Source organism: Serratia sp. CY33802, assembly GCF_052169095.1.
Classification (GTDB): Bacteria; Pseudomonadota; Gammaproteobacteria; order Enterobacterales; family Enterobacteriaceae; genus Serratia; species Serratia bockelmannii.
This window is the reverse complement of sequence record NZ_JBJNLL010000001.1, coordinates 870,687-892,296: the sequence shown is the minus strand read 5'-3', so window position 1 is coordinate 892,296 and position 21,610 is coordinate 870,687. Positions and strand designations below refer to the sequence as shown.

The following is a 21,610-nucleotide window of genomic DNA, read 5'->3' as shown; positions in this document are numbered from 1 at the left end:
CATTAGGATAGCGGAACATTCTCGACTCTTGTTGGAGAGCACATGCGCACATTGTGGCAAATTATTGCCGGCATTTTCCGGTGGACATGGCGTCTGCTGAATTTTATCAGGGAACTGATCCTTAACCTGTTCCTGGTCTTGCTGATCCTGGTTGGGGTCGGCATCTATCTGTCCTTCCAAAGTTCCTCCACCTCGACGGCCCCGGCGCGCGGCGCGCTGCTGGTCGATTTAAGCGGCGTGGTGGTCGATCAGCCTTCGGTAAACAACCGAGTGCGGCAATGGGGCCGCGAACTGTTGGGCGCCTCCAGCAGCCGCCTGCAGGAAAACTCGCTGTTCGACGTAGTCGACAGCATCCGCAAGGCCAAAGACGACAAAAACATTACCGGCATGGTGTTGCAGCTGAATGATTTCGTCGGCGCCGATCAGCCGTCGCTGCGCTATATCGGCAAAGCGCTGCGCGAGTTCCGCGACAGCGGCAAACCGATCTTCGCCATCGGCGACAGCTACAACCAGACGCAATACTATCTGGCCAGCTACGCCAACAAGGTCTACCTGTCGCCGCAGGGCGCGGTCGATCTGCACGGTTTCGCCACCAACAACCTGTATTACAAGTCGTTGCTGGACATGCTCAAGGTCACCACCAATATCTTCCGCGTCGGCACCTATAAATCGGCGGTCGAACCGCTGATCCGCGACGATATGTCTCCGGCGGCGCGCGAAGCAGACAGCCGCTGGATTGGCGGCCTGTGGCAGAACTATCTGGAGACCGTCGCGGCCAACCGCCAGCTGACGCCGCAGCAGCTGTTCCCAGGCGCCGCCGGCGTGCTGAGCGGCCTGCAGGCGGCCGGTGGCGACACCGCTCGCTATGCGCTGGACAACAAGCTGGTGGACGAGTTGGCGTCGCGCACCGCGATCGAAAATCAGCTGGTCAAGACCTTCGGCTGGGACAAACAGGTAAACGATTTCAACGCCATCAGCATCTACGACTATCAGCCGAAACCGGACGCGAACCAGGGCGGCAAGATCGCCGTCGTCTTCGCCAACGGCGCCATCATGGACGGCCCGCAGACGCCGGGTAACGTCGGGGGCGACACCACCGCCGCCGAGCTGCGTCAGGCGCGTCTGGATCCGGCCATCAAAGCCGTGGTGTTCCGTGTCAACAGCCCTGGCGGCAGCGTCAGCGCGTCCGAAGTGATCCGCTCCGAGCTGGCCGCCGTGCGCGCCGCCGGCAAACCGGTGGTGGTGTCGATGGGCGGCATGGCCGCATCGGGCGGTTACTGGGTCTCGACGCCGGCCGACTACATCATCGCCAGCCCGAGTACGCTGACTGGCTCCATCGGTATTTTCGGCATCATCAATACCTACGAGAAAACCCTGGATACGCTGGGCGTGCACACCGACGGCGTGGCGACCTCGCCGCTGGCCGATATCGCGGTCACCAAGGCGTTGCCGCAGGAGTTCTCACAGATGATGCAGCTGAATATCGAAAACGGGTATAAGAACTTCCTCGATCTGGTCGCCAAATCACGCAAGATGACCCCGCAGCAAGTTGACCAAATCGCGCAGGGCCATGTGTGGCTCGGCAGCGACGCCAAGGCCAACGGCCTGGTCGATCAGTTGGGCGATTTCGACGACGCGGTGAAGAAAGCCGCTGAGCTGGCGAAGCTGCAGCAGTGGCAGCTTGACTGGTTCGTCGATACCCCGAGCCTGAGCGATATGGTGCTCAGCCAGTTCGGCGTTTCCATTCACGCCATGCTGCCGGCGGCGATTCAGGCCATGCTGCCTGCCCCGCTGGCCTCGGTCGCCAATGCGGTGAAAGAGCAGCCGGGTTTGTTCAATAACTTGAACGATCCGCAGAACCGTTACGCGATCTGTCTGACCTGCGGAGAAGTCCGCTAACAAATAATTCTACAGCCCGGCCATCGCCGGGCTTTTTTTCTGCCGCCATGCCCCTATAATTCAGCCCATCTTATCTTTGTTAAAATCATGACCATGCAAAAGAAATCCATTTACGTCGCCTACACCGGCGGCACCATCGGCATGCAGCGCTCCGATCACGGCTATATCCCGGTTTCCGGCCACCTGCAGCGCCAACTGGCGCTGATGCCGGAATTCCATCGGCCGGAAATGCCGGATTTCACCATTCATGAATACGCGCCATTGATTGACTCTTCGGACATGACGCCGGAAGACTGGCAGCACATCGCCGACGACATCAAGCAGAACTACGATCGCTACGACGGCTTCGTGATCCTGCACGGCACCGACACCATGGCGTTCACCGCCTCGGCGCTTTCCTTCATGCTGGAGAACCTGGCTAAGCCGGTGATCGTCACCGGCTCGCAGATTCCGCTGGCGGAGCTGCGCTCCGATGGCCAAACCAATCTGCTGAATGCATTGTACCTGGCAGCCAACCATCCGGTGAACGAAGTCAGCCTGTTCTTCAACAACAAGCTGTTCCGCGGCAACCGCACCACCAAAGCGCACGCCGACGGCTTCGACGCTTTCGCTTCACCCAACCTGCCGCCGCTGCTGGAAGCCGGTATCCACATTCGTCGCCAGCACGGCATCGACAGCCCGGCTTGCAACGGCGCTCTGCGGGTGCACGACATCACGCCGCAGCCGATCGGCGTGGTCACTATCTATCCGGGCATTTCCGGCGCGGTGGTGCGTAACTTCCTGCTGCAGCCGGTCAAGGCGCTGATCCTGCGTTCCTACGGCGTCGGCAACGCGCCGCAGAAGGCCGAGCTGATCGACGAGTTGCGTGCGGCCTCCGAACGCGGCATCGTGGTGGTCAACCTGACGCAGTGCATCTCCGGGCGCGTCAATATGGAAGGCTACGCCACCGGCAACGCGCTGGCGCACGCCGGGGTTATCAGCGGTTTCGACATGACGGTGGAAGCCGCCCTGACCAAGCTGCACTATCTGTTGAGCCAGCCGCTGACGCCGGAACAAATCCGCGCCCTGATGCAGCAAGATCTGCGCGGCGAGCTGAGCATCAACGGTTAATCGACTGAACTCTGGAGCGGCGATGAAAACGGCCCTGTTGTTGATCGATCTGCAAAACGACTTCTGCCCCGGCGGCGCGCTGGCGGTCACGGCGGGCGACGCCGTCATCCCGGTCGCCAATCAGGCGATCGCCGCCTGCCTGGTGCGGGGCGAGCCGGTGGTGGCCAGCCAGGACTGGCACCCCGCCAATCACCGCAGCTTTGCGGTGAACTCCGATGCGCAGGTCGGCACCCTCGGTGAGCTGGAAGGCCTGCCGCAGGTATGGTGGCCGGTGCACTGCGTGCAAGGGAGCCACGGCGCCGATTTTCATCCCCAGTTACAGCGGCAACACATCAATGCCGTCTTTCGCAAAGGGCAAGATACGAACATCGACAGCTACAGCGCGTTCTTCGATAACGGCCACCGTGCGCAAACCGAACTCCACGGCTGGCTGCAATCGCAGGGCGTCCGGCGGTTGGCTGTCATGGGCCTGGCGACCGACTACTGCGTGAAGTTCAGCGTGCTGGATGCGCTGGCTGCCGGCTATCCGACGCAAGTGATCGTCGACGGCTGCCGCGGCGTGAATCTGCAGCCGGACGACAGTGAGCGAGCGCTGCAGGACATGGCGCGCGCCGGCGCGCAGCTAGTTACCCTGTCACAGTTTCTCGCCAACTAAATCCGCTCGGGCGCCACCGGCGCCCTCTCTGCGCGGCGGCGAAATTATCGACGCTGCTCACAATACCGCCTTTCTTCTTCCCCAACGGCTTGTGACCGGCAGGCGCTTTTGCTGTTATGACTGCGACGCTTTTGGCGTCAATCGGTTATACGCATCCGGGGCCCACTGAGCCCGGCTTTATTGTGCCCGCCCCTGGCGGTACGGTCGGCCTTGCCGACCACAAGGAGACTGACATGAAAATAACCCGAAAACTGCTGCCTTTGCTGGCGGCGGTGCAATTGGCTATGGCTGGCGCAAGCACGGCCCAGGCGGCCTATCTCTCCGTCGGCTACTTCAACGGCGGCGGCGACGTCACCGCCGGCCCCGGTGGCGATATCGATAAGCTGGACGTCACGCAAATCACCCACCTCAACTATTCGTTCGGCCTGATCTACAACGGCGAGAAAGACGAAACCAATGCGGCGCTGAAAGACCCCGCTCGCCGCCACCAGATCTACCTGTCGCCGAAAGTCACGGCCGATCTGCAACGGCTGCCGGTGCTGCGCAAACAGAACCCCGAGCTGAAAGTGCTGCTGTCGGTCGGTGGCTGGGGCGCACGCGGTTTCTCCGCCGCCGCCGCTACCGCGGAAAACCGGGCGATATTCATTCGCTCCGCGCTGCAGGTGATCGCACAGTACCGGCTGGATGGGATCGATCTGGACTGGGAATACCCGGTGAACGGCGCCTGGGGGCTGGTGGAAAGCCAACCGGCGGATCGCGATAACTTCACCCTGCTGCTGAAAGAGCTTCACCAAGCGCTGGGGCAAGGCAAGCTGTTAACCATCGCCGTCGGGGCCAACGTCAAAAGCCCACAGGAATGGGTCGATGTGAAAAGCATTGCCCCTTACCTCGACTACATCAATCTGATGACTTACGACATGGCTTACGGCACACAGTACTTCAATGCCAACCTGTACGATTCAACGCGTTGGCCAACCGTGGCGGCCGCCGACCGCTACAGCGCCGATTTCGTGGTAAAGCATTATCTGGCTGCCGGACTGAAACCGGCACAGATGAACCTGGGCATCGGTTTCTACGGCCGGGTGCCGAAACGGGCGACCGAGGCGGGCATCGACTGGGACAAACCGGACGCCGCCAAGCATCCGGTGACGCAGCCTGACTTCAGCGCGCGCGAAACCGCCCTGTTCAACGCGCTGGGGCTGGATCTCAGCAAAGACACTTACTTTAAATACCACGATATCGTCAGCAAATTGCTCAACGATCCGCAGCATCGTTTTCGCGAACACTGGGATGACGACGCCAAAGTGCCATACTTGACGCTGCAATCCGCCGAAGGCAAGCCGCTGTTTGCCATCTCCTACGAGAACCCGCGTTCGGTGGCCATCAAGGCCGAATACATCAAAAGCCAGGGATTAGGCGGTGCGATGTTCTGGGAATACGGCGCGGACGACAACAACCGGCTGGCACAGCAGCTGGCGGAATCGTTGGGGATTAAGGGCGAAAAACGGTGAGTCGACGGGGCGATGGCGACATCGCCCCGCTTTAGGGTCGCGTTACTGCGGTTTGAGTTTGGCCAGCGGCTCGGCAACGAACTGCTGTTTCAGCTCTTGCTTGCTCTTCATCACAATCTGCCCGTCGGTACCGATGCTCATGTGCTGCGGATCGACGTTGTGCAACGACTGCCACAGCATCACCGCCTGCAGGCTATTTTCTTTCTGTTCCGGCGTCAGCGCCACGCCGTCCGGCCATTTACCCAGCTCAACCGCCAGTACCAGGCGCTGGTATATCTCGGGCGTCATCGCCGCAATCAGATCTTTCACGTCCATCAGAGCCCTTCTCGCTTACGGATGAATAATTAGCTGAATCGATTTTGTTAGTTAAATTACCACTTAACCGGCCGTTTGGTCGCCATTTTCGCCATCGGTGAAACTCAGCGAAGCGGAGTTGACGCAGTAGCGGTCGCCTGTCGGCTGCGGGCCATCGGGGAAAACGTGCCCCAGGTGCGCGTCGCAGTGGCCGCAGCGGATTTCAACACGATGCATATTATGCGAATTATCATCAAGATAGCGGATTGCATCGGCGGAAACCGGTTCATAAAAACTCGGCCAACCGCAGCCGGAATCGTATTTGGTTTCGGAATAGAACAGCGGCTGGTTGCAGCACAGGCAATGGTACACGCCCTCGCGCTTGTTGTGCAGCAATTTGCCGCTGAACGGCGCTTCGGTACCACGCTGTTGCGTCACATAACGTTGGATTTCATTCAGTTCCGTGACCGGATGACCGGGGGTTGTCTCTTTAGCCATTTGTGCTTATCTCTGAATGTGGATAATGTCAACGAAAACAATGATTAATAATAACAAAAAATTAACACCGCTGCAGGGGTTTTTGGCCTAAACTGTAGCCCATAAAGGCTACGTCACGATGATATGTGATAGCGATCACACATCTTGCGTATGCTGACTTTATACTTGGCGGCTTGTCCCCATATAACGGATGAGGCCAAGCGCAAATGGACTGTGCAATAAGCGTGCAAAACCACCCTTCTGGTTTGACTTGCCGCAAGAATTGACACGATTCCGCTTGACGCTGGGTAAGGTTTTTGTAATTTTACAACCAACCTTTTATTCACTAACAAATAGCTGGTGGAATATATGACTATCAAAGTAGGTATCAACGGTTTTGGCCGTATCGGTCGCATTGTTTTCCGTGCTGCTCAAGAGCGTTCTGACATCGAGATCGTTGCAATCAACGACCTGTTGGACGCAGAGTACATGGCTTACATGCTGAAGTATGACTCTACTCACGGCCGTTTCAACGGTACGGTAGAAGTTAAAGACGGCCACCTGGTTGTTAACGGCAAAACCATCCGTGTTACCGCAGAGAAAGACCCGGCTAACCTGAAGTGGAACGAAGTAGGCGTTGACGTGGTTGCTGAAGCGACCGGTATCTTCCTGACCGACGAAACCGCGCGTAAACACATCACCGCCGGCGCTAAAAAAGTGGTTCTGACTGGCCCATCCAAAGATGCGACCCCAATGTTCGTGCGCGGCGCTAACTTTGACAAATATGCCGGCCAGGACATCGTGTCCAACGCCTCTTGCACCACCAACTGCCTGGCGCCACTGGCTAAAGTCATCAACGACAACTTCGGTATCGTTGAAGGTCTGATGACCACCGTTCACGCGACCACCGCTACTCAGAAAACCGTTGATGGCCCGTCCCACAAAGACTGGCGCGGCGGCCGCGGCGCATCCCAGAACATCATCCCTTCTTCTACCGGCGCAGCGAAAGCGGTTGGCGTGGTTCTGCCAGAGCTGAAAGGCAAACTGACCGGTATGGCGTTCCGCGTACCGACGCCTAACGTATCCGTTGTTGACCTGACCGTACGTCTGGAAAAAGCGGCTACCTACGAAGAAATCAAGAAAGCCATCAAAGACGCCGCTGAAGGTTCTATGAAAGGCGTTCTGGGCTACGTTGAAGACGACGTGGTTTCCACCGATTTCAACGGCGAAGTGCTGACTTCCGTGTTCGATGCCAAAGCCGGTATCGCACTGAACGACAACTTCGTGAAGCTGGTTTCCTGGTACGACAACGAAACCGGTTATTCCAACAAGGTTTTGGATCTGATCGCTCACATCTCCAAGTAATGGCATGATGTTAAGCTGATAATGAGGGCGACATTTTTGTCGCCCTTTTTTATTTGTCTCTCCGGCAAACAATAGGTCATGAAATGAACGAGAAAATTTTCACCCTGCCCGTTTCCGAACAGATTTCACCTTACATCAGCCAACGTCAGCTCGATGAGCTGGGCGTGGTGGTGGTCTCGCACCCGAAAGTGCGCGCGGCCGTCGCGCTGCAGGGCGCCCATTTGCTGGCCTGGCAGCCCAGCGGTGAGCAGCCGGTAATTTGGCTCAGCAACAATACCCCGTTTGCCAAAGGCAAGGCCATCCGCGGTGGGGTACCGATCTGCTGGCCGTGGTTCGGTCCAGTGGCGCAACCCTCCCACGGCTTTGCCCGTAACCAGCCCTGGAGCCTGACGGCGCACGATGAAGATGACAACGGCGTCATTCTGACCTTCACGCTGAAAGACAATGAGCAGACCCGAAAACTGTGGCCGCACGCCTTCACGCTGATTGCCCGCTTCAAACTGGGTGCAGAGTGCGAGATCGAACTGGAATCGCACGGCGATTATCAGGCCACGGCGGCGCTACATAGCTACTTCCAGGTCGGCGACATCGAACGGGTCAGCGTGGCGGGTCTGGGCGAGCCTTATATCGACAAGGTGGCGGGCGGTGCAGAGGCACGTCAGGCAGGTGAAGTGACCTTCGTCGGCCAAACCGACCGTGTCTATACTCGCCCGGAGGCCTTCAGCCAGATCCGCGATCCGGCGCTCGCACGCACCATCGAGGTTCACCACCATCATATGAGCGACGTCATCGCCTGGAACCCCGGCGCAGAACTCTCCTGCAGCATGGGGGATATGCCGAACGACGGTTACAAGACCATGGTTTGTATCGAGACCGGGCGCGTCAGCAAACCGCTGATCGCCGCCGGCGAGCAACCCGCCCGTTTGGGAGTCACCTTCCGCAGCCGTAAAAAAGCCTGAGGGATCGTGCGCGGCAGCGCACTGCAGATGTGCAAAAGGGGCGCTTGCGCCCCTTTTTAATGCACGCCATGCACGATAATCGTGCAATGCGTGATTAGAAGGTGTAGCTCACACCCGTCATCAACAAACCGGTGTAGGATTTATCCACCATCGGACTGTCTTTTACTTCATCCGACAGCTTCACATAGCGGCCGACGAAGAAAGCGTTCCAGCTCTTGTTGATCTGGTAATTGGCGCTCAGCTCGAGATACGGTGCCCAGCTATCGCCTGGGGTGTAGCTATCCAGGCCGCTGCGGCGGGATTCATTGGCGCTGACGCCGTAGTAATATTTGTTCTGGTTCTTGCTGTTCCACATTACGCCCACGCCCGGGACCAGCGTCAATGCGTCCAGATCAAACTTGTACAGGTAAGCCACATCGCCCACCAGCCCGTTGCTGTTGTTCAGCGTGTCGCCGGTGAAAGTAGTACGGATAGTGCCCCACTCCGCGTTGTGCGAATAGGCCAGGCCGGCCATCAGCGTGCCGCGACGCTTGTCGAGGCGCTTCATGCGATCGTCGTCGCTGTCGCCCGGACGGTAGCCCCATGGCGTGTAGTAACCCATGATGCTCAGCTGGTTTTCTTGATCTTTCCACAGGTAGTAACCGGCGGTCAGAGTACGGAAGTAGAAGTCATCACCTTCATAGTCGATGACGGGCACCGGATAAACGCGGTCCTGATAACCGCGATACGCGTCCGGGCTAACCAGCGCGGCAGCGCCAAGTGACCAGGTCCCCGCCTGAGCACTTTGCGCACAAACCATTGCGGAAGCGATAATTGCTAGCGTTTTGAGTTTTGAAATCTTCACTGGTTCTTTTTCCATAAATTACAGGGTTAATAGCCGCAATAGTTTATGTGAAAATTTAGTTGCGCGCCTAATCTTTACAATAGAAAACGACCAAGATCGAATAACTTATAGCGGAATTATGAATTAATCATGGCGGAACGATGACGTTTTATCCCGCAGGCCGCGCCAGACAAGGCATTTGGCTAACACGGTAATAACTGAGTCATTGATATGACTTAAAAAAAGCTTTTTCTGCGGCAGGAAATTTTCCGGCAAGCAAACTAAGCTTAAATCAGAAGGCGAATTTATCCTGGGCCCAGTGGCATACAGCGCAACTCGCGATAATAAGCGCACCAAGTTGGCATACGGGTTGCTGTACTCAGGCGTATTCTCATCTTCCGGGGGCCAGAACACTATCACACGCTCTCTTTAACCTGTGCTAATAACGAAAGGACGGGCATCATGAACATATTTGACCACTATCGCCAGCGCTACGAAGCTGCCAAGGACGAAGAGTTCACACTGCAGGAATTTCTTACCATTTGCCGGCAAGATCGCAGTGCCTATGCCAATGCGGCCGAACGTCTGCTGATGGCTATCGGTGAACCTGTGATGGTCGACACTGCGCTAGAATCACGCCTGTCGCGCCTGTTCTCCAACCGCGTGATCGCACGCTATCCGGCCTTCGAAGAATTCTACGGCATGGAAGAGGCCATCGAACAGATCGTCTCTTACCTGAAACACGCCGCGCAGGGCCTGGAAGAGAAGAAACAGATCCTTTACCTGCTGGGCCCGGTGGGCGGCGGTAAGTCCTCGCTGGCGGAACGTCTTAAGGCGTTGATGCAGCGCGTGCCCATCTACACCCTCAGCGCCAACGGCGAGCGCAGCCCGGTCAACGATCATCCGCTGTGCCTGTTCAACCCGCAGGAAGATGCCTCGATCCTGGAGAAAGAGTTCAACATCCCGAGTCGCTATCTCGGCACCATCATGTCGCCGTGGGCGGCGAAACGCCTGCATGAGTTCGGCGGCGACATCACCAAATTTAAAGTCGTGAAGGTGCGCCCTTCCATTCTGGAACAGATCGCCATCGCCAAAACCGAACCGGGCGATGAAAACAACCAGGACATCTCGGCGCTGGTCGGTAAAGTGGATATCCGTAAACTGGAGAACCACGCGCAGAACGATCCGGACGCCTACGGTTACTCCGGCGCCCTGTGCCGCGCCAACCAGGGGATTATGGAGTTCGTTGAGATGTTCAAAGCGCCGATCAAGGTGCTGCATCCGCTGCTGACCGCGACCCAGGAAGGCAACTACAACGGCACTGAAGGCATCTCCGCCCTGCCGTTCAGCGGCATTATTCTGGCGCACTCCAACGAATCCGAGTGGGTGACCTTCCGCAACAACAAGAACAACGAAGCGTTCCTCGACCGCGTGTACATCGTCAAAGTACCTTACTGCCTGCGCGTGTCTGAAGAGATCAAAATTTACGACAAGCTGCTGGATCACAGTGAGCTGACCCACGCGCCCTGCGCACCGGGCACCCTCGAAACATTGGCGCGGTTCAGCGTGCTGTCGCGGTTGAAAGAGCCGGAAAACTCGAGCATTTACTCGAAAATGCGCGTGTATGACGGCGAAAGTCTCAAGGATACCGATCCGAAAGCCAAGTCCTATCAGGAGTACCGCGACTACGCTGGGGTTGACGAAGGCATGAACGGCCTCTCCACCCGTTTCGCCTTTAAAATCCTCTCGCGGGTATTCAACTTCGATCACGCCGAGGTGGCGGCCAACCCGGTACACCTGTTCTATGTGCTGGAGCAGCAGATCGAACGCGAACAGTTCCCGCAGGATTTGGCCGAGAAATACCTGGAACACCTGAAAGGCTATCTGATCCCGAAATACGCCGAGTTTATCGGCAAAGAGATCCAGACCGCCTATCTGGAATCCTACTCGGAATACGGACAGAACATTTTTGACCGTTATGTGACCTACGCGGACTTCTGGATCCAGGATCAGGAGTATCGCGATCCCGATACCGGCCAGCTGTTCGATCGTGAGTCTTTGAACGCCGAACTGGAAAAAATTGAAAAACCGGCCGGTATCAGCAACCCGAAAGATTTCCGTAACGAAATCGTGAACTTCGTGCTGCGCGCTCGTGCCAACAACAACGGCCGCAATCCGAACTGGACCAGCTACGAGAAGCTGCGCACCGTGATCGAGAAAAAAATGTTCTCCAATACCGAAGAGCTGTTGCCGGTGATTTCGTTCAACGCCAAAACGTCGACGGACGAGCAGAAAAAACACGACGACTTCGTCGACCGCATGATGGAGAAAGGCTATACCCGCAAGCAGGTGCGCCTGCTGTGTGAATGGTATCTGCGGGTCAGAAAATCCTCATAACGCCTCAGGTAAGCGGCATTATCAGGGCCATGTCCACAGTCATGGACGTTGCAGCGCAGCCCACGGAGGGGCTGGCACATTGCGCTGCCGCGACCGGGACATGAAGAGTTGGCAACGTCGTTTGGGGGAAGTATGGCCTATTTCATTGACCGACGGCTGAACGGCAAAAACAAGAGCATGGTGAACCGCCAGCGCTTCTTGCGCCGTTACAAGTCGCAAATCAAACAGTCGATTGCCGAAGCCATCAACAAGCGTTCGGTCACCGACGTAGACAGCGGGGAGTCGGTCTCCATCCCCACTGACGATATCAACGAACCGATGTTTCATCAGGGGCGCGGCGGCACTCGCCATCGCGTTCACCCGGGCAATGACCACTTCGTGCAGAACGATCGCGTTGAGCGGCCTCAGGGCGGCGCAGGCGGTGGCGGCGGCCAAGGGAACGCCAGTCAGGACGGTGAGGGCCAGGATGAATTCGTCTTCCAGATATCCAAAGATGAGTATCTCGATCTTTTGTTCGAGGATCTCGCCCTGCCCAACTTGAAGAAGAATCAGTACAAGCAATTGACCGAGTTCAAAACCCATCGCGCCGGCTATACCGCCAACGGCGTGCCGGCCAACATCAGCGTCGTGCGTTCGCTGCAGAACTCGCTGGCGCGGCGTACCGCCATGACCGCCGGTAAAAGACGCGCGTTGCACGAGTTGGAAGACGCGCTGACCCAGTTGGAAAACACCGAACCCGTGCAATTGCTGGAAGAGGAGCGGCTGCGCAAAGAAATTGCCGAACTGCGCAAGAAAATCGAAAGCGTGCCGTTTATCGATACCTTCGACCTGCGCTACAAAAACTATGAGCGCCGGCCGGAGCCCTCGAGCCAGGCGGTGATGTTCTGCCTGATGGACGTGTCCGGTTCGATGGATCAGGCGACCAAAGACATGGCCAAGCGTTTTTACATTCTGCTTTATCTGTTCCTGAGCCGAACCTACAAAAACGTTGAGGTGGTCTATATTCGCCATCACACCCAGGCAAAAGAGGTGGATGAACAGGAGTTCTTCTATTCACAGGAAACCGGCGGCACCATCGTCTCCAGTGCGCTGAAGTTGATGAACGACGTCGTCGAAGAACGTTATGACCCGGCGCAATGGAATATCTACGCCGCGCAAGCCTCGGACGGCGACAACTGGGCCGACGATTCACCGCTGTGCCATGAACTGTTGGCGAAGAAGATCCTGCCGATGGTGCGTTATTATAGCTACATAGAGATCACTCGCCGCGCTCACCAAACGCTGTGGCGTGAATATGAGGATCTGCAGGCGAAGTTCGACAACTTCGCCATGCAGCATATCCGCGAACCGGACGATATCTATCCGGTATTCCGCGAACTGTTTCGCAAGCAGACCGTGTGAATAACATCGCGTGAATGTCACCACAGCCGGAAAACGCCGTTTTCCGGCTGTTTCTTTTCCGCATTATATTTACATCATCCGTGTTTGTTTTTTACACAATAACAATGTCAATAATAAGTCGCGTTCCCCAGAACGGCCCTCTCTATTATTTGTTCTTCTGAGGTTATTCCTAAACATTCACTTCCACGTCCACACGGCTTGATAGGAATATTCCCATTCAGTTATCGTTATCCCATCGCTTGGGACCTTTCCTAAGCGAAATTTTCCTCATTTTATTTTTCTATGGCTTCTCAGCCCGCTGCGGCGGGCATTTACCTGTCAGCAGGTTAAACATCATGATCGACTACACCCTCTATGGCCTCAACAAACACGACGTTGATGAATACCATAAGCAAATATGCTGCCTGCTCGGCAAAAACGTGCTTCTGGTGCTGACCGCCAACAAGCCGATAACCAAACAGAACCTGCTCGCCAGCCTTATCCAGGAGATAGAAAAACAGCCCGATGATTATTTTCAGAGGCTGCATCGTGCGGCAATAGAAATGATCGGGGTTAACGGGCGTTAAGGCGATATGCGTAAGGCAGACATCTACGCCATTATTGCCACCGCCGTCGTGCTGATGATGCTGTTAATCATTAATATCGATAGCGATATCAGCGTTTATCCTTAATGGGCCCCTATTACGCCGGCTCTTTAGCCCGGCGTAATAGGCAGCGGAGGAATAGTCTGTCACCTTTTATTCCGAAGAACCTTTCGGCTCTTGCTTTATTGCGAACCGGCCGCTTCGTCAATCAAATTCGCCACCTCCTCGGCGTGAGAGACCAGCGAGGCGTGGCTGGCATTGAGTACCATCACTTTCTTAGGCTGCAGCCGCTGCGCCATACGTCGCTGATTCTCCGGGGCTATCATGCGATCGTCGCTGGAGAGTTGATACCATGACGGTTTATGTTTCCAGGCAGGTTCACCGAGGGTGTTACCAAAGGTATCAGCCAGCGGAGCCTTCTGCGCCACCGCCATCACCAGCGCCTCGTCGGCGGTCAGATCCTGGCAAAAGCTTTCGTGAAACTTGTCGGTTTTGATCCACAGATAACCGTCGCTGTCCGGGGTCAAATTCTCGACTGCCGCAGGAGGATGCGCTTGCGTAATACCGCCGGCACTTTCACCGGCATCCGGCGCAAACGCGGCGATGTAGACCAGGCCAACCACGTTAGGCTGGTTGCCCATTTCCGTGATCACGGCACCACCGTAAGAGTGCCCTACCAACACTACCGGTCCCGCTTGCTGCGCGACCATCTTACGCGTACGTTCCGCATCCTCAGCCAACGAGGTCAACGGCATTTCTACCGCATGAATCGCCGAATAGCCCCTGCGTGACAACTCGATGATAACCTTACTCCAGTGCGCGGCGCCGCCCCAGAATCCATGTACCAGCACGATAGTGGGTTTTGTGCTCATTGCCGACTCCTCATCTCATAGGAAAGCGCCGTAGACAGATGAACGGCCCCCCTTAAGAGACACGCCTGGCTGCCTTCGACGTCACACAGTCCCTATTTTATATAGTCAGCCCCACAGCGTTCAGCAATAGCTACGACGAGTTAACGCCCCCTGCTTTTCCGGCGTCGCCACGGCCTATCGACGCGGCTTACGCCGCAATGCCAGAGAAAAAAACGGGATTAAAACTAGGATTTTTACCCATGACGATCTAAAATTTCGCGCAAAAACAAAGAGAAGTAAATTTGACTCACGGGAAAAGGAATGAAGTTGTGAAGGAAATGATCTCCATCGTTTTTATGGCATGCCTGCTGGCGCTGCTGTTTTCGTGGCTGTTCGTCTACGGTCTTAACATTCATTAAACCTACAACGACAACAATCCCTCTTCCCAACTCGTCAGCGGCGCATCGTTACGATGCGCTAAAACCGACGCTTAAAGGGCTCGCGAACGGACAACGGCACTTCACCTCAGCCTTTTTGCCGCAAATACATCATTAATTTTTATGAATTATAGCCTCATCGCGTTTCCCCCCCTCACCGGCCCTTTTACTGCTCAGCGGAGTTCCTCCAAAACAATGGCTTGCCTGACGCAGAATGTTACCGGTAACTATGCTGTTGATTTCTTTTGGTAATAAACGTAAAGCCGTTAATAACCCCACGTTCTTTATAGAAATGAATTATGCGTCCTTATGAATAAAGGTTTGAATAAACGGCCTTTGGTCATTGATTATCCCCCGCCAAGCTCCTAGAATTCGCGCGTAAAAATACAATTGGGATCGGGTTTCATGTCGCCGCTGTGGGTTGCAACGCAATACTGTTATTTTATTGGTCTTTTAGTTTCTATGGTTTTCACCTACCTGGTTAGCCGGGACACCGTCAAAATTCGCTGTATCAGCGCAGTGACCATCGGGTTAACCTGGCCGTTGAGCCTGCCGGTCGTGTTGCTGTTTTCGCTGTTCTAATGCCCCCATGCCGTGCGGTGGCTTTTAAGCAATCGTGTTAATGAAATGAGGCTGACCACCGACGTCGTGGTTTTGGGCGAGGGATAAAAAAACGCCAGCGCAAGGCTGGCATGAAAACTGGAAGCAATGTGAGCAATGTCGTGCCGGATCGGGGGGCACAGAAGGAGACAACCCTTTTCCCCTCACCGGCGAACAAATGATAATACGTCTCATTATTGAATGTAAAGTCATTTCCCCACGCAACTTTTTCCCTTTGGAAAACTATCAGCCGCGCGGCGCTCGCCAGCGCTGATACAGTCGCCCTCCCCCCCACACCAGCAGCCAGAGCAAAACATTGAACCCCAACCATAGCATCAGCAAATAGAAGAAAGTCTGATAGCTGGGTATGCCCCGATCGGCCAAAAACGGGTTAAAGTGAAAAAATTTGACGATCGCGAACGGATTAAGATTGAAACGGTTGAACACGGCCGTCGTCAACAACGGTGGCAACAGTGTGTAAAATGTCAGGCTGAACAGCAGCAGGATTTTTGTGCCAGAAGTGTTTTTATAATCTCTCATATCAATGTATTACGTCTTCCATTGTGGTGGGAAAACCGCCAGACATTCGCACGCTAATCGACCCCGCAAGCGCCAAAGAGTTCCAGGTCAACGCGGAAATAAAGCCGTTCATGCGTTTAATTGTCATTTAGCGCACGGGTGATATATACCCAGTGGATTTAAAATTACGATGTCGCCGCGTCGTCTTCAACCGCAGCGTTTGCATGGCATCATCAGGAGGCATTAATGAAACCGGACGCACTCTCCCTGCCGCCGAACCCGAAAAAGCTCAAAGTCATCTACGGCTGGTATATTTACGTGATCTATATCCTGCTGGTTTTCAACATTTACATGGCGGTCTACAACGTCTGCGTTCGGCATCCGATCGAAGCCCCGCTACTGTCGCTTTTTCACAGCCTGTTCATCGCGTTGATGCTGCAGCAGGTACTCAGGAAGAACGTCGTTTTCGCCTGGATCTTGCTGAGCTATTTTATTCTGATGCGCCTCTATTACGCCAATGTGCTGCATGTCGAGTTCACGCTGGTGAGCCGCGGCCTGGTGCTGCTGATTCTGACGCTGCTGCTGACCGGCGGCGTGGCCGTCGGGCAGTTGGCCACGCCGCCGCAGCGACATGACTGGCTGGCGCGGCTGGGCTGGCGGCAATGGGGAGCGCTCATGTCGCTGGCGGCCATCCTGACCCCGTTGATTACCACCGACTATCTGGGGTAAACAGACTGCTACTTAGGGATATGAGGTTCGGAAATGTCTACGACGCGGCATATTTTAGTGAAGTTGCCCGCCTTCTCACAGATCTTGTCCGTGACGAACATGCTAAGGTAGCCCAGCAACAGCAAGTAGCCGACCATGCACAGAATAAAGATAAGCGTTCTCACCGATAACGACCAACCTGATAAGAGTATCCCGAGCATCATAACCTGAACGCGGCGCTTTAAAAGGATTTCATGTGCGCATCGGCCCGCATCGGCGCACGTTCTGTAGTAATATTAAGCCACCACGCCTACCACCGGAAACGCCGATGCACCATCTGATGTTAGACATTGAAACCCTGGACACAAAACCCAGCGCCGTCATTCTGGTGGTTGCGGCGGTGTTTTTCGATCCCCGAACCGGGGAACTGGGCGCCGAATTCGAAGCCGCCGTCAGTTGCCAGAAAGAGCAACCGGGCCGCACCATCAGCCTGGATACGGTTGCCTGGTGGGCGAAACAGTCCGACGAAGCGCGCAAACAGGCCTTCGGCGGCACCGAGAGCCTGAAACGCGTGTTGAGCAGCCTCAGCCGCTTTATCCATATGAACAGCACCGATACGGTGAAAGTCTGGGGCAACGGCAAAGAGTTCGACTGTGCGATCCTCGAACACGCCTTCCAGCAGCTGGAAATGCCCTGCCCGTGGAAATTCTGGGATACTCAGGACGTGCGCACGGTGATCACGTTGGCAGAACTTCACGGCTTTAACCCCAAAAAGACACGCCCGTTCGAAGGCATGCCGCACCGTGCGTTGGATGATGCTCGCCACCAGGCCCGTTACGTGGCCGATGCCGTCTCGGCGCTCTATTACCGCCAGGGGGCGTAGCGCTGACCCGCTTTGCCCCTTTTCATTTGTCGCCGGAGTCTCTACTCTAGCCCTCTTTGTCACTCGGACGTGCCTTTCCTGTTATGCAAAAGTTTCTGTTTATGCTTCTCAGCCTGGTGCTGCTCGGCCCATTAGGCATCGATCTTTACCTGCCGACCATTCCCGCCATTGCCGTCGGCCTGGGCAGCAGCGAAGCGCTGATCCAATCCACCATTTCACTGTTTATTCTGGTGCTCGGCCTCGGCCAGGTCATCGCCGGCCCGCTGGTGGATAACTATGGCCGCAAGCCGGTGGCGCTGGCCGGCATTATCCTCTACATGATCGGCGCCGCGATGGCGGCGCTGGCTACCAGCCCGACGCTTTTCATCGCTTCGCGTCTGCTGCAAGGGGTGGCGGTTTGCTGCACCGCCGTCGTCGCCTTCAGCGGCGTGCGCGACCGCCTGAATGGTGACGACGCTGCCCGCGCCTTCGGCTTTCTCAATGGCACGCTGAACATCATCCCCGCGCTGGCGCCGCTGCTCGGCGGCCTGCTCGCCGAAGCCTTCGGCTGGCGAGCCCCTTTCTGGTTCCTGGTCGGTTATGCGCTGCTGGTGTTGGTGCTCATCGCGCTGCGCCTGCCGGAAACCCGCCCTGCCGACACCGTCCCGGTCAAGGGGCTGCCGGTACGCCAATATGCGCGCATCCTCAGCGAACGGCGTTTCCTTTCCTTTGCGGTAGTGAACTCCGGGGCGATGGGCATGGCGCTGACCTACGTTTCCCTGGCACCGAACGTGCTGATGGGCACCGCCGGCCTGACCCCGCTGCAATTTTCGCTGGTGTTCGGCGCCAACGGTTTCTGGATCATGCTGGTCAGCTTCTTCGCCAACCGCATCATCCACAAGGTAGGCCGTCCGGTTTGCCTGGCGACCGGCGGCATTTTGATGGGGCTGGGCTGTCTGGGGTTGCTGCTGGGTGTCATGCTGCTGCCCGCGGCGGCGCAAGCGCACTGGCTGGCGTATATGCTGCCGGTCGCCAGCGCCTGCGCCGGGTTGGCGTTCGTGATGGGTCCGGCCACCAGCTACGCGTTGGAGCCGTACTCCAATGAGGCAGGCGTCGCGTCCGCGCTGGTCGGTTTCGTACAGATGGCCGGCGGTGCCGCACTGGGGCTGGTGGCGATGGCGTTGCCGTTGCAGCCGAAGTTGTCGCTGGCATTGGTCATGCTGGCGGGCTGCCTGCTGGCGCTGCACGCGCGGCGGCTCAGCAAGCAGATTAAAGGGCAGATAAAAAAAGTCGCCTGAGCCGCGGCTCAGGCTTCGGTGACGACCGGCACCCGCGCCGCTAACGCCGACAGCAGCTCATAACCCAACGTTCCTGCCGCCGTGGCCACCTCGTCCACCGGCAGGCGTTTCCCCCACAGCTCCACGTCGGCGCCCAATTCGACTTGTGGACAGGGCGTCAGATCCACCGCCAGCATATCCATCGACACCGTTCCCAGGGTGCGCGTCAGCACGCCGTCAACCCACACCGGCGTACCGGTCGGCGCATGACGCGGATAGCCGTCGGCGTAACCGCAGGCCACCACGCCGATACGCTGCGTGCCGGCGGCGCTGTAACGGCCGCCGTACCCCACGCGATCGCCAGACTTCAGTTGCTGAATGCCGATGATCTCGCTGCTCAGCGTCATCGCCGGCTGCAGCCCCGTCCCCGCAACATCATTCCAGCAACCGCTCGGCGAAGCGCCATAGAGAACAATCCCAGGGCGGACCCAACTGCCGTGGGTCGAAGGGTGCCACAGCGTGGCGGCCGAGTTGGCCAGGCAGCGCGGCAACGGTATATCGACTGCCGCTGCCTCGATAGTGGCCATCTGCTGGGCCACGCCTTCCGGGCCGTCGGCGGTGGCGAAATGGCTCATCAGCGTAAGCTCGCCGATATTGGCAACCGCCTGCGCCCTGCGCCACACCTCATGCAGCCGATCGGGTGCGAACCCCAACCGATTCATGCCGCTGTTCACTTTCAGATAGACATTGAGCGGCGCGTTTAGCGTGGCGTCGGCGATCGCTGACAGCTGCCAGTCGCTGTGCACCGCCGTCGTCAGGCGATAACGGTCGAGCAACGCCAGATCCTGCGGCTGGAAGAATCCCTCCAGCAGAAGAATCGGCCCTTGCCAACCCGACTCGCGCAGCAGCACCGCTTCGGCCAGATCCAGCATGGCGAAGCCGTCGGTTTGCGCCATGCTGCGCCAAACGTGTTTGATGCCGTGGCCATAGGCGTTGGCCTTGACCACCGCCCAAACTTTGGCGCCGGGAGCGAAACGGCGCACCACCTGCAGGTTATTTTCAATCGCGCCGAGATGCATCGTGGCGGTTATCGGACGGGGCATCGGTTCTCCTTGGGGCAGCGTACAGCGGCCACGCGCGCCTGCGCGTGGCCGGAAAAGTCTATGACAACGTCGACGATTAACGTGCGGGATGCACGTCGTTCAGCGGAACCGCGTGTTGCTGGCGAAACCCGGCGCTGTAACGCGCCACCGCCAGGTCATCGGAAGGGATCGCCGGCGTAATGCCGGACATCAGATCGGACAACAACTGCCCGGAGCCGCAGGCCATCGTCCAGCCCAACGTGCCATGCCCGGTATTGAGATACAGGTTCTTCAGCGAAGTGCGGCCGACAATTGGCGTGCCGTCCGGCGTCATCGGCCGCAGGCCGGTCCAGAACGTCGCCTCTTCCACTCTGCCGCCGTTCGGGTAGAGATCGCGCACCACCATCTCCAGCGTTTCGCGCCGTTTTTGCTCCAGCTGGGTATTGAAACCGACGATCTCCGCCATGCCGCCGACGCGAATGCGCTGGTCAAAACGCGTGATGGCGATTTTATACGTCTCATCCAATACCGTAGAGAACGGCGCCGCCGCTTCGTCGGTGATAGGAATGGTCAACGAATAGCCCTTCAGCGGGTAAACCGGAATGGACACCAGGCCGCGCAGCAGCGCCGTGGAGTACGAGCCGAACGCCACCACATAGCTGTCGGCCTTAAACACTTCCTCGCCGCACTGGACGCCGGCGATCTTGTCGCCTTCAACCAGCAAACGATCGACGCCGCGGTTGAACAGGAAGGTTACGCCCGCCTGCTCTGCCATCTTCGCCAACTGTTGCGTAAACAGCTGGCAATCGCCGGTCTCGTCGTTCGGCAACTGCAGGCCGCCGGTCAGCTTGTGCGCCACCTGCGCCAACGCCGGCTCGACGCTACCGAGTTGGCAGGCTTCCAGCAATCGGTAAGGCACGCCGGCATCTTCCAATACCGCAATGTCTTTCGCGGCGTTTTCGAACTGTTGTTGAGTGCGGAACAGCTGCAGCGTGCCGCCCTGGCGACCTTCGTACTGGATACCGGTTTCCTGACGCAGCGCCTTGATACAATCGCGGCTGTATTCCGCCAGACGTACCATGCGGCCTTTGTTGGTCATGTAGTGTTCGGTGTTGCAGTTTTTCAGCATCTGCCACATCCAGTTCAGCTGGAAGCTGCTGCCATCGAGACGGATGGCCAGCGGCGCATGGCGCTGGAACATCCACTTGATGGCCTTAAGCGGCACACCCGGCGCCGCCCAGGGTGCGGCATAGCCCGGTGAGATCTGCCCAGCGTTCGCAGCGCTGGTTTCCAGTGCGGGGCCTGGCTGACGATCGATCACCGTCACCTCATGCCCCGCCTTCGCCAAATACCAGGCACTGGCTACGCCCACCACTCCACTACCTAAAATTACCACTCGCATCGCTGACTCCAGCCTAAGGCTTCACAAAGCATAATCTTCTGCTCACAGGAAATTAACTCAGTGAAAAAATCCGTCCAACAACTTCGTCATCAAACGTGACAATATTCACAATTAATTTATCGTCGATGGGTCATGCATTTGCAATAGCCACCTGAAAATAGCGATAAGATGCGGTTTAGAGGGGCCTATGGCGTCAAACCGCCGCTGAATAGATAGCAATGCTATCAATGATAGCAATCAAAAAAGGCGTAATAAGCAACATTGATTTAACAGAATATAAAAATACCAGCCAGTACATAAGCAGAACAAAAAACCAATAAAATAAAAAATTCCAACACAACAAACAAAGAGAGCCCCCTCCCTCCGCAGCAGAAAAATCGCGTAAAATTACAGCTAC

The 21,610-nt window shown here is 56.8% G+C and carries 20 protein-coding genes; 13 read left to right on the top strand and 7 right to left on the bottom strand.

The genetic code is table 11. From position 1 onward, the window contains the following. The first annotated feature begins 42 nt into the window (after positions 1–42). The 4 genes from sppA (at position 43) to ACJ8HA_RS04210 (ending at position 5,175) form a co-directional block, all read left to right on the top strand. Entirely contained in the window at positions 43–1,899 is a 1,857-nt protein-coding gene (gene sppA, locus ACJ8HA_RS04225) for a signal peptide peptidase SppA (protein ID WP_025303089.1), read from the top strand. Positions 1,900–1,992: 93 nt separating this feature from the next. Continuing rightward, on the top strand, positions 1,993–3,009 hold the full coding sequence (ansA, locus tag ACJ8HA_RS04220) for an asparaginase (RefSeq protein ID WP_047730911.1): 1,017 nt from the start codon (positions 1,993–1,995) through the stop codon (positions 3,007–3,009). A 22-nt stretch (positions 3,010–3,031) separates the two neighbouring features. Next, the gene (gene pncA / locus ACJ8HA_RS04215) at positions 3,032–3,664 is read left to right on the top strand and encodes a bifunctional nicotinamidase/pyrazinamidase (RefSeq protein WP_151428598.1); all 633 of its coding nucleotides are present in this window, start codon (positions 3,032–3,034) and stop codon (positions 3,662–3,664) included. A gap of 233 nt (positions 3,665–3,897) precedes the next feature. Continuing rightward, a complete protein-coding gene (locus ACJ8HA_RS04210) occupies positions 3,898–5,175 on the top strand; it encodes a glycoside hydrolase family 18 protein (protein WP_025303092.1) in 1,278 nt (425 codons plus the stop codon). Positions 5,176–5,217: 42 nt separating this feature from the next. On the opposite strand, the gene ACJ8HA_RS04205 is transcribed toward ACJ8HA_RS04210, so the two are convergent. Both ACJ8HA_RS04205 and msrB read right to left on the bottom strand, forming a co-directional pair. Next, a complete protein-coding gene (locus tag ACJ8HA_RS04205) occupies positions 5,218–5,490 on the bottom strand; it encodes a YeaC family protein (RefSeq protein WP_197827602.1) in 273 nt (90 codons plus the stop codon). A gap of 63 nt (positions 5,491–5,553) precedes the next feature. Further along, a complete protein-coding gene (gene msrB / locus ACJ8HA_RS04200; protein ID WP_004932219.1) occupies positions 5,554–5,967 on the bottom strand; it encodes a peptide-methionine (R)-S-oxide reductase MsrB in 414 nt (137 codons plus the stop codon). Positions 5,968–6,315: 348 nt separating this feature from the next. On the opposite strand from msrB, the gene gapA reads away from it, so the two are divergent. After that, a complete protein-coding gene (gene gapA / locus ACJ8HA_RS04195; RefSeq protein WP_004932222.1) occupies positions 6,316–7,311 on the top strand; it encodes a glyceraldehyde-3-phosphate dehydrogenase in 996 nt (331 codons plus the stop codon). A gap of 83 nt (positions 7,312–7,394) precedes the next feature. Further along, complete coding sequence (locus ACJ8HA_RS04190; protein ID WP_025303094.1) at positions 7,395–8,270, top strand: D-hexose-6-phosphate mutarotase; 876 nt, start codon at positions 7,395–7,397, stop codon at positions 8,268–8,270. A gap of 94 nt (positions 8,271–8,364) precedes the next feature. On the opposite strand, the gene ACJ8HA_RS04185 is transcribed toward ACJ8HA_RS04190, so the two are convergent. Further along, positions 8,365–9,129, bottom strand: coding sequence for a MipA/OmpV family protein (locus ACJ8HA_RS04185; RefSeq protein WP_025303095.1), 765 nt, complete (start codon positions 9,127–9,129; stop codon positions 8,365–8,367). Positions 9,130–9,555: 426 nt separating this feature from the next. Here ACJ8HA_RS04185 and yeaG point away from each other — a divergent pair, with 426 nt between their 5' ends. The 3 genes from yeaG to ACJ8HA_RS04170 all read left to right on the top strand — a co-directional run bounded on the left by yeaG (position 9,556) and on the right by ACJ8HA_RS04170 (position 13,457). After that, positions 9,556–11,490, top strand: a complete 1,935-nt coding sequence (yeaG, locus tag ACJ8HA_RS04180) for a protein kinase YeaG (RefSeq protein WP_025303096.1) — start codon at positions 9,556–9,558, stop codon at positions 11,488–11,490. A gap of 132 nt (positions 11,491–11,622) precedes the next feature. Continuing rightward, on the top strand, positions 11,623–12,891 hold the full coding sequence (locus ACJ8HA_RS04175; RefSeq protein ID WP_004932234.1) for a YeaH/YhbH family protein: 1,269 nt from the start codon (positions 11,623–11,625) through the stop codon (positions 12,889–12,891). A gap of 335 nt (positions 12,892–13,226) precedes the next feature. Further along, a complete protein-coding gene (locus ACJ8HA_RS04170; protein ID WP_004932237.1) occupies positions 13,227–13,457 on the top strand; it encodes a hypothetical protein in 231 nt (76 codons plus the stop codon). Between the two features lie 200 nt (positions 13,458–13,657). On the opposite strand, the gene ACJ8HA_RS04165 is transcribed toward ACJ8HA_RS04170, so the two are convergent. Further along, positions 13,658–14,347 carry an alpha/beta hydrolase gene (locus ACJ8HA_RS04165; RefSeq protein WP_142590309.1) on the bottom strand — a complete coding sequence of 230 codons (690 nt, stop codon included), beginning with the start codon at positions 14,345–14,347 and terminating at the stop codon, positions 13,658–13,660. Positions 14,348–15,168: 821 nt separating this feature from the next. Here ACJ8HA_RS04165 and ACJ8HA_RS04160 point away from each other — a divergent pair. Beyond that, positions 15,169–15,345 carry a GhoT/OrtT family toxin gene (locus tag ACJ8HA_RS04160; RefSeq protein WP_025303098.1) on the top strand — a complete coding sequence of 59 codons (177 nt, stop codon included), beginning with the start codon at positions 15,169–15,171 and terminating at the stop codon, positions 15,343–15,345. A gap of 264 nt (positions 15,346–15,609) precedes the next feature. Here ACJ8HA_RS04160 and ACJ8HA_RS04155 read toward each other — a convergent pair whose 3' ends face one another. Continuing rightward, positions 15,610–15,903, bottom strand: coding sequence for a hypothetical protein (locus tag ACJ8HA_RS04155; RefSeq protein ID WP_043142999.1), 294 nt, complete (start codon positions 15,901–15,903; stop codon positions 15,610–15,612). A gap of 225 nt (positions 15,904–16,128) precedes the next feature. Here ACJ8HA_RS04155 and ACJ8HA_RS04150 point away from each other — a divergent pair, with 225 nt between their 5' ends. From ACJ8HA_RS04150 to ACJ8HA_RS04140, 3 genes are all read left to right on the top strand, one after another. Then, positions 16,129–16,611, top strand: coding sequence for a hypothetical protein (locus ACJ8HA_RS04150; protein ID WP_049209189.1), 483 nt, complete (start codon positions 16,129–16,131; stop codon positions 16,609–16,611). A 307-nt stretch (positions 16,612–16,918) separates the two neighbouring features. Next, positions 16,919–17,473 carry a 3'-5' exonuclease gene (locus ACJ8HA_RS04145; RefSeq protein WP_038629407.1) on the top strand — a complete coding sequence of 185 codons (555 nt, stop codon included), beginning with the start codon at positions 16,919–16,921 and terminating at the stop codon, positions 17,471–17,473. A gap of 83 nt (positions 17,474–17,556) precedes the next feature. After that, a complete protein-coding gene (locus ACJ8HA_RS04140; protein ID WP_025303101.1) occupies positions 17,557–18,750 on the top strand; it encodes a multidrug effflux MFS transporter in 1,194 nt (397 codons plus the stop codon). Between the two features lie 8 nt (positions 18,751–18,758). Here ACJ8HA_RS04140 and dadX read toward each other — a convergent pair whose 3' ends face one another. Further along, positions 18,759–19,832, bottom strand: coding sequence for a catabolic alanine racemase DadX (gene dadX / locus ACJ8HA_RS04135; RefSeq protein WP_043143003.1), 1,074 nt, complete (start codon positions 19,830–19,832; stop codon positions 18,759–18,761). 76 nt (positions 19,833–19,908) lie between these two features. Next, positions 19,909–21,213 carry a D-amino acid dehydrogenase gene (locus tag ACJ8HA_RS04130; RefSeq protein ID WP_164067295.1) on the bottom strand — a complete coding sequence of 435 codons (1,305 nt, stop codon included), beginning with the start codon at positions 21,211–21,213 and terminating at the stop codon, positions 19,909–19,911. Positions 21,214–21,610: the final 397 nt, after the last annotated feature.

Coding starts and splice junctions, on each gene's coding strand:
- pncA (WP_151428598.1), top strand. CDS start 3,032: ATGAAAACGGCCCTGTTGTTGATCGATCTGCAAAACGACTTCTGCCCC.
- ACJ8HA_RS04130 (WP_164067295.1), bottom strand. CDS start 21,213: ATGCGAGTGGTAATTTTAGGTAGTGGAGTGGTGGGCGTAGCCAGTGCC.
- ACJ8HA_RS04170 (WP_004932237.1), top strand. CDS start 13,227: ATGATCGACTACACCCTCTATGGCCTCAACAAACACGACGTTGATGAA.
- ACJ8HA_RS04185 (WP_025303095.1), bottom strand. CDS start 9,129: ATGGAAAAAGAACCAGTGAAGATTTCAAAACTCAAAACGCTAGCAATT.
- ACJ8HA_RS04145 (WP_038629407.1), top strand. CDS start 16,919: ATGCACCATCTGATGTTAGACATTGAAACCCTGGACACAAAACCCAGC.
- ACJ8HA_RS04210 (WP_025303092.1), top strand. CDS start 3,898: ATGAAAATAACCCGAAAACTGCTGCCTTTGCTGGCGGCGGTGCAATTG.
- yeaG (WP_025303096.1), top strand. CDS start 9,556: ATGAACATATTTGACCACTATCGCCAGCGCTACGAAGCTGCCAAGGAC.
- dadX (WP_043143003.1), bottom strand. CDS start 19,832: ATGCCCCGTCCGATAACCGCCACGATGCATCTCGGCGCGATTGAAAAT.
- ACJ8HA_RS04160 (WP_025303098.1), top strand. CDS start 15,169: ATGTCGCCGCTGTGGGTTGCAACGCAATACTGTTATTTTATTGGTCTT.
- gapA (WP_004932222.1), top strand. CDS start 6,316: ATGACTATCAAAGTAGGTATCAACGGTTTTGGCCGTATCGGTCGCATT.
- ACJ8HA_RS04190 (WP_025303094.1), top strand. CDS start 7,395: ATGAACGAGAAAATTTTCACCCTGCCCGTTTCCGAACAGATTTCACCT.
- sppA (WP_025303089.1), top strand. CDS start 43: ATGCGCACATTGTGGCAAATTATTGCCGGCATTTTCCGGTGGACATGG.
- ACJ8HA_RS04155 (WP_043142999.1), bottom strand. CDS start 15,903: ATGAGAGATTATAAAAACACTTCTGGCACAAAAATCCTGCTGCTGTTC.
- msrB (WP_004932219.1), bottom strand. CDS start 5,967: ATGGCTAAAGAGACAACCCCCGGTCATCCGGTCACGGAACTGAATGAA.
- ACJ8HA_RS04150 (WP_049209189.1), top strand. CDS start 16,129: ATGAAACCGGACGCACTCTCCCTGCCGCCGAACCCGAAAAAGCTCAAA.
- ansA (WP_047730911.1), top strand. CDS start 1,993: ATGCAAAAGAAATCCATTTACGTCGCCTACACCGGCGGCACCATCGGC.
- ACJ8HA_RS04165 (WP_142590309.1), bottom strand. CDS start 14,347: ATGAGCACAAAACCCACTATCGTGCTGGTACATGGATTCTGGGGCGGC.
- ACJ8HA_RS04205 (WP_197827602.1), bottom strand. CDS start 5,490: ATGGACGTGAAAGATCTGATTGCGGCGATGACGCCCGAGATATACCAG.
- ACJ8HA_RS04140 (WP_025303101.1), top strand. CDS start 17,557: ATGCAAAAGTTTCTGTTTATGCTTCTCAGCCTGGTGCTGCTCGGCCCA.
- ACJ8HA_RS04175 (WP_004932234.1), top strand. CDS start 11,623: ATGGCCTATTTCATTGACCGACGGCTGAACGGCAAAAACAAGAGCATG.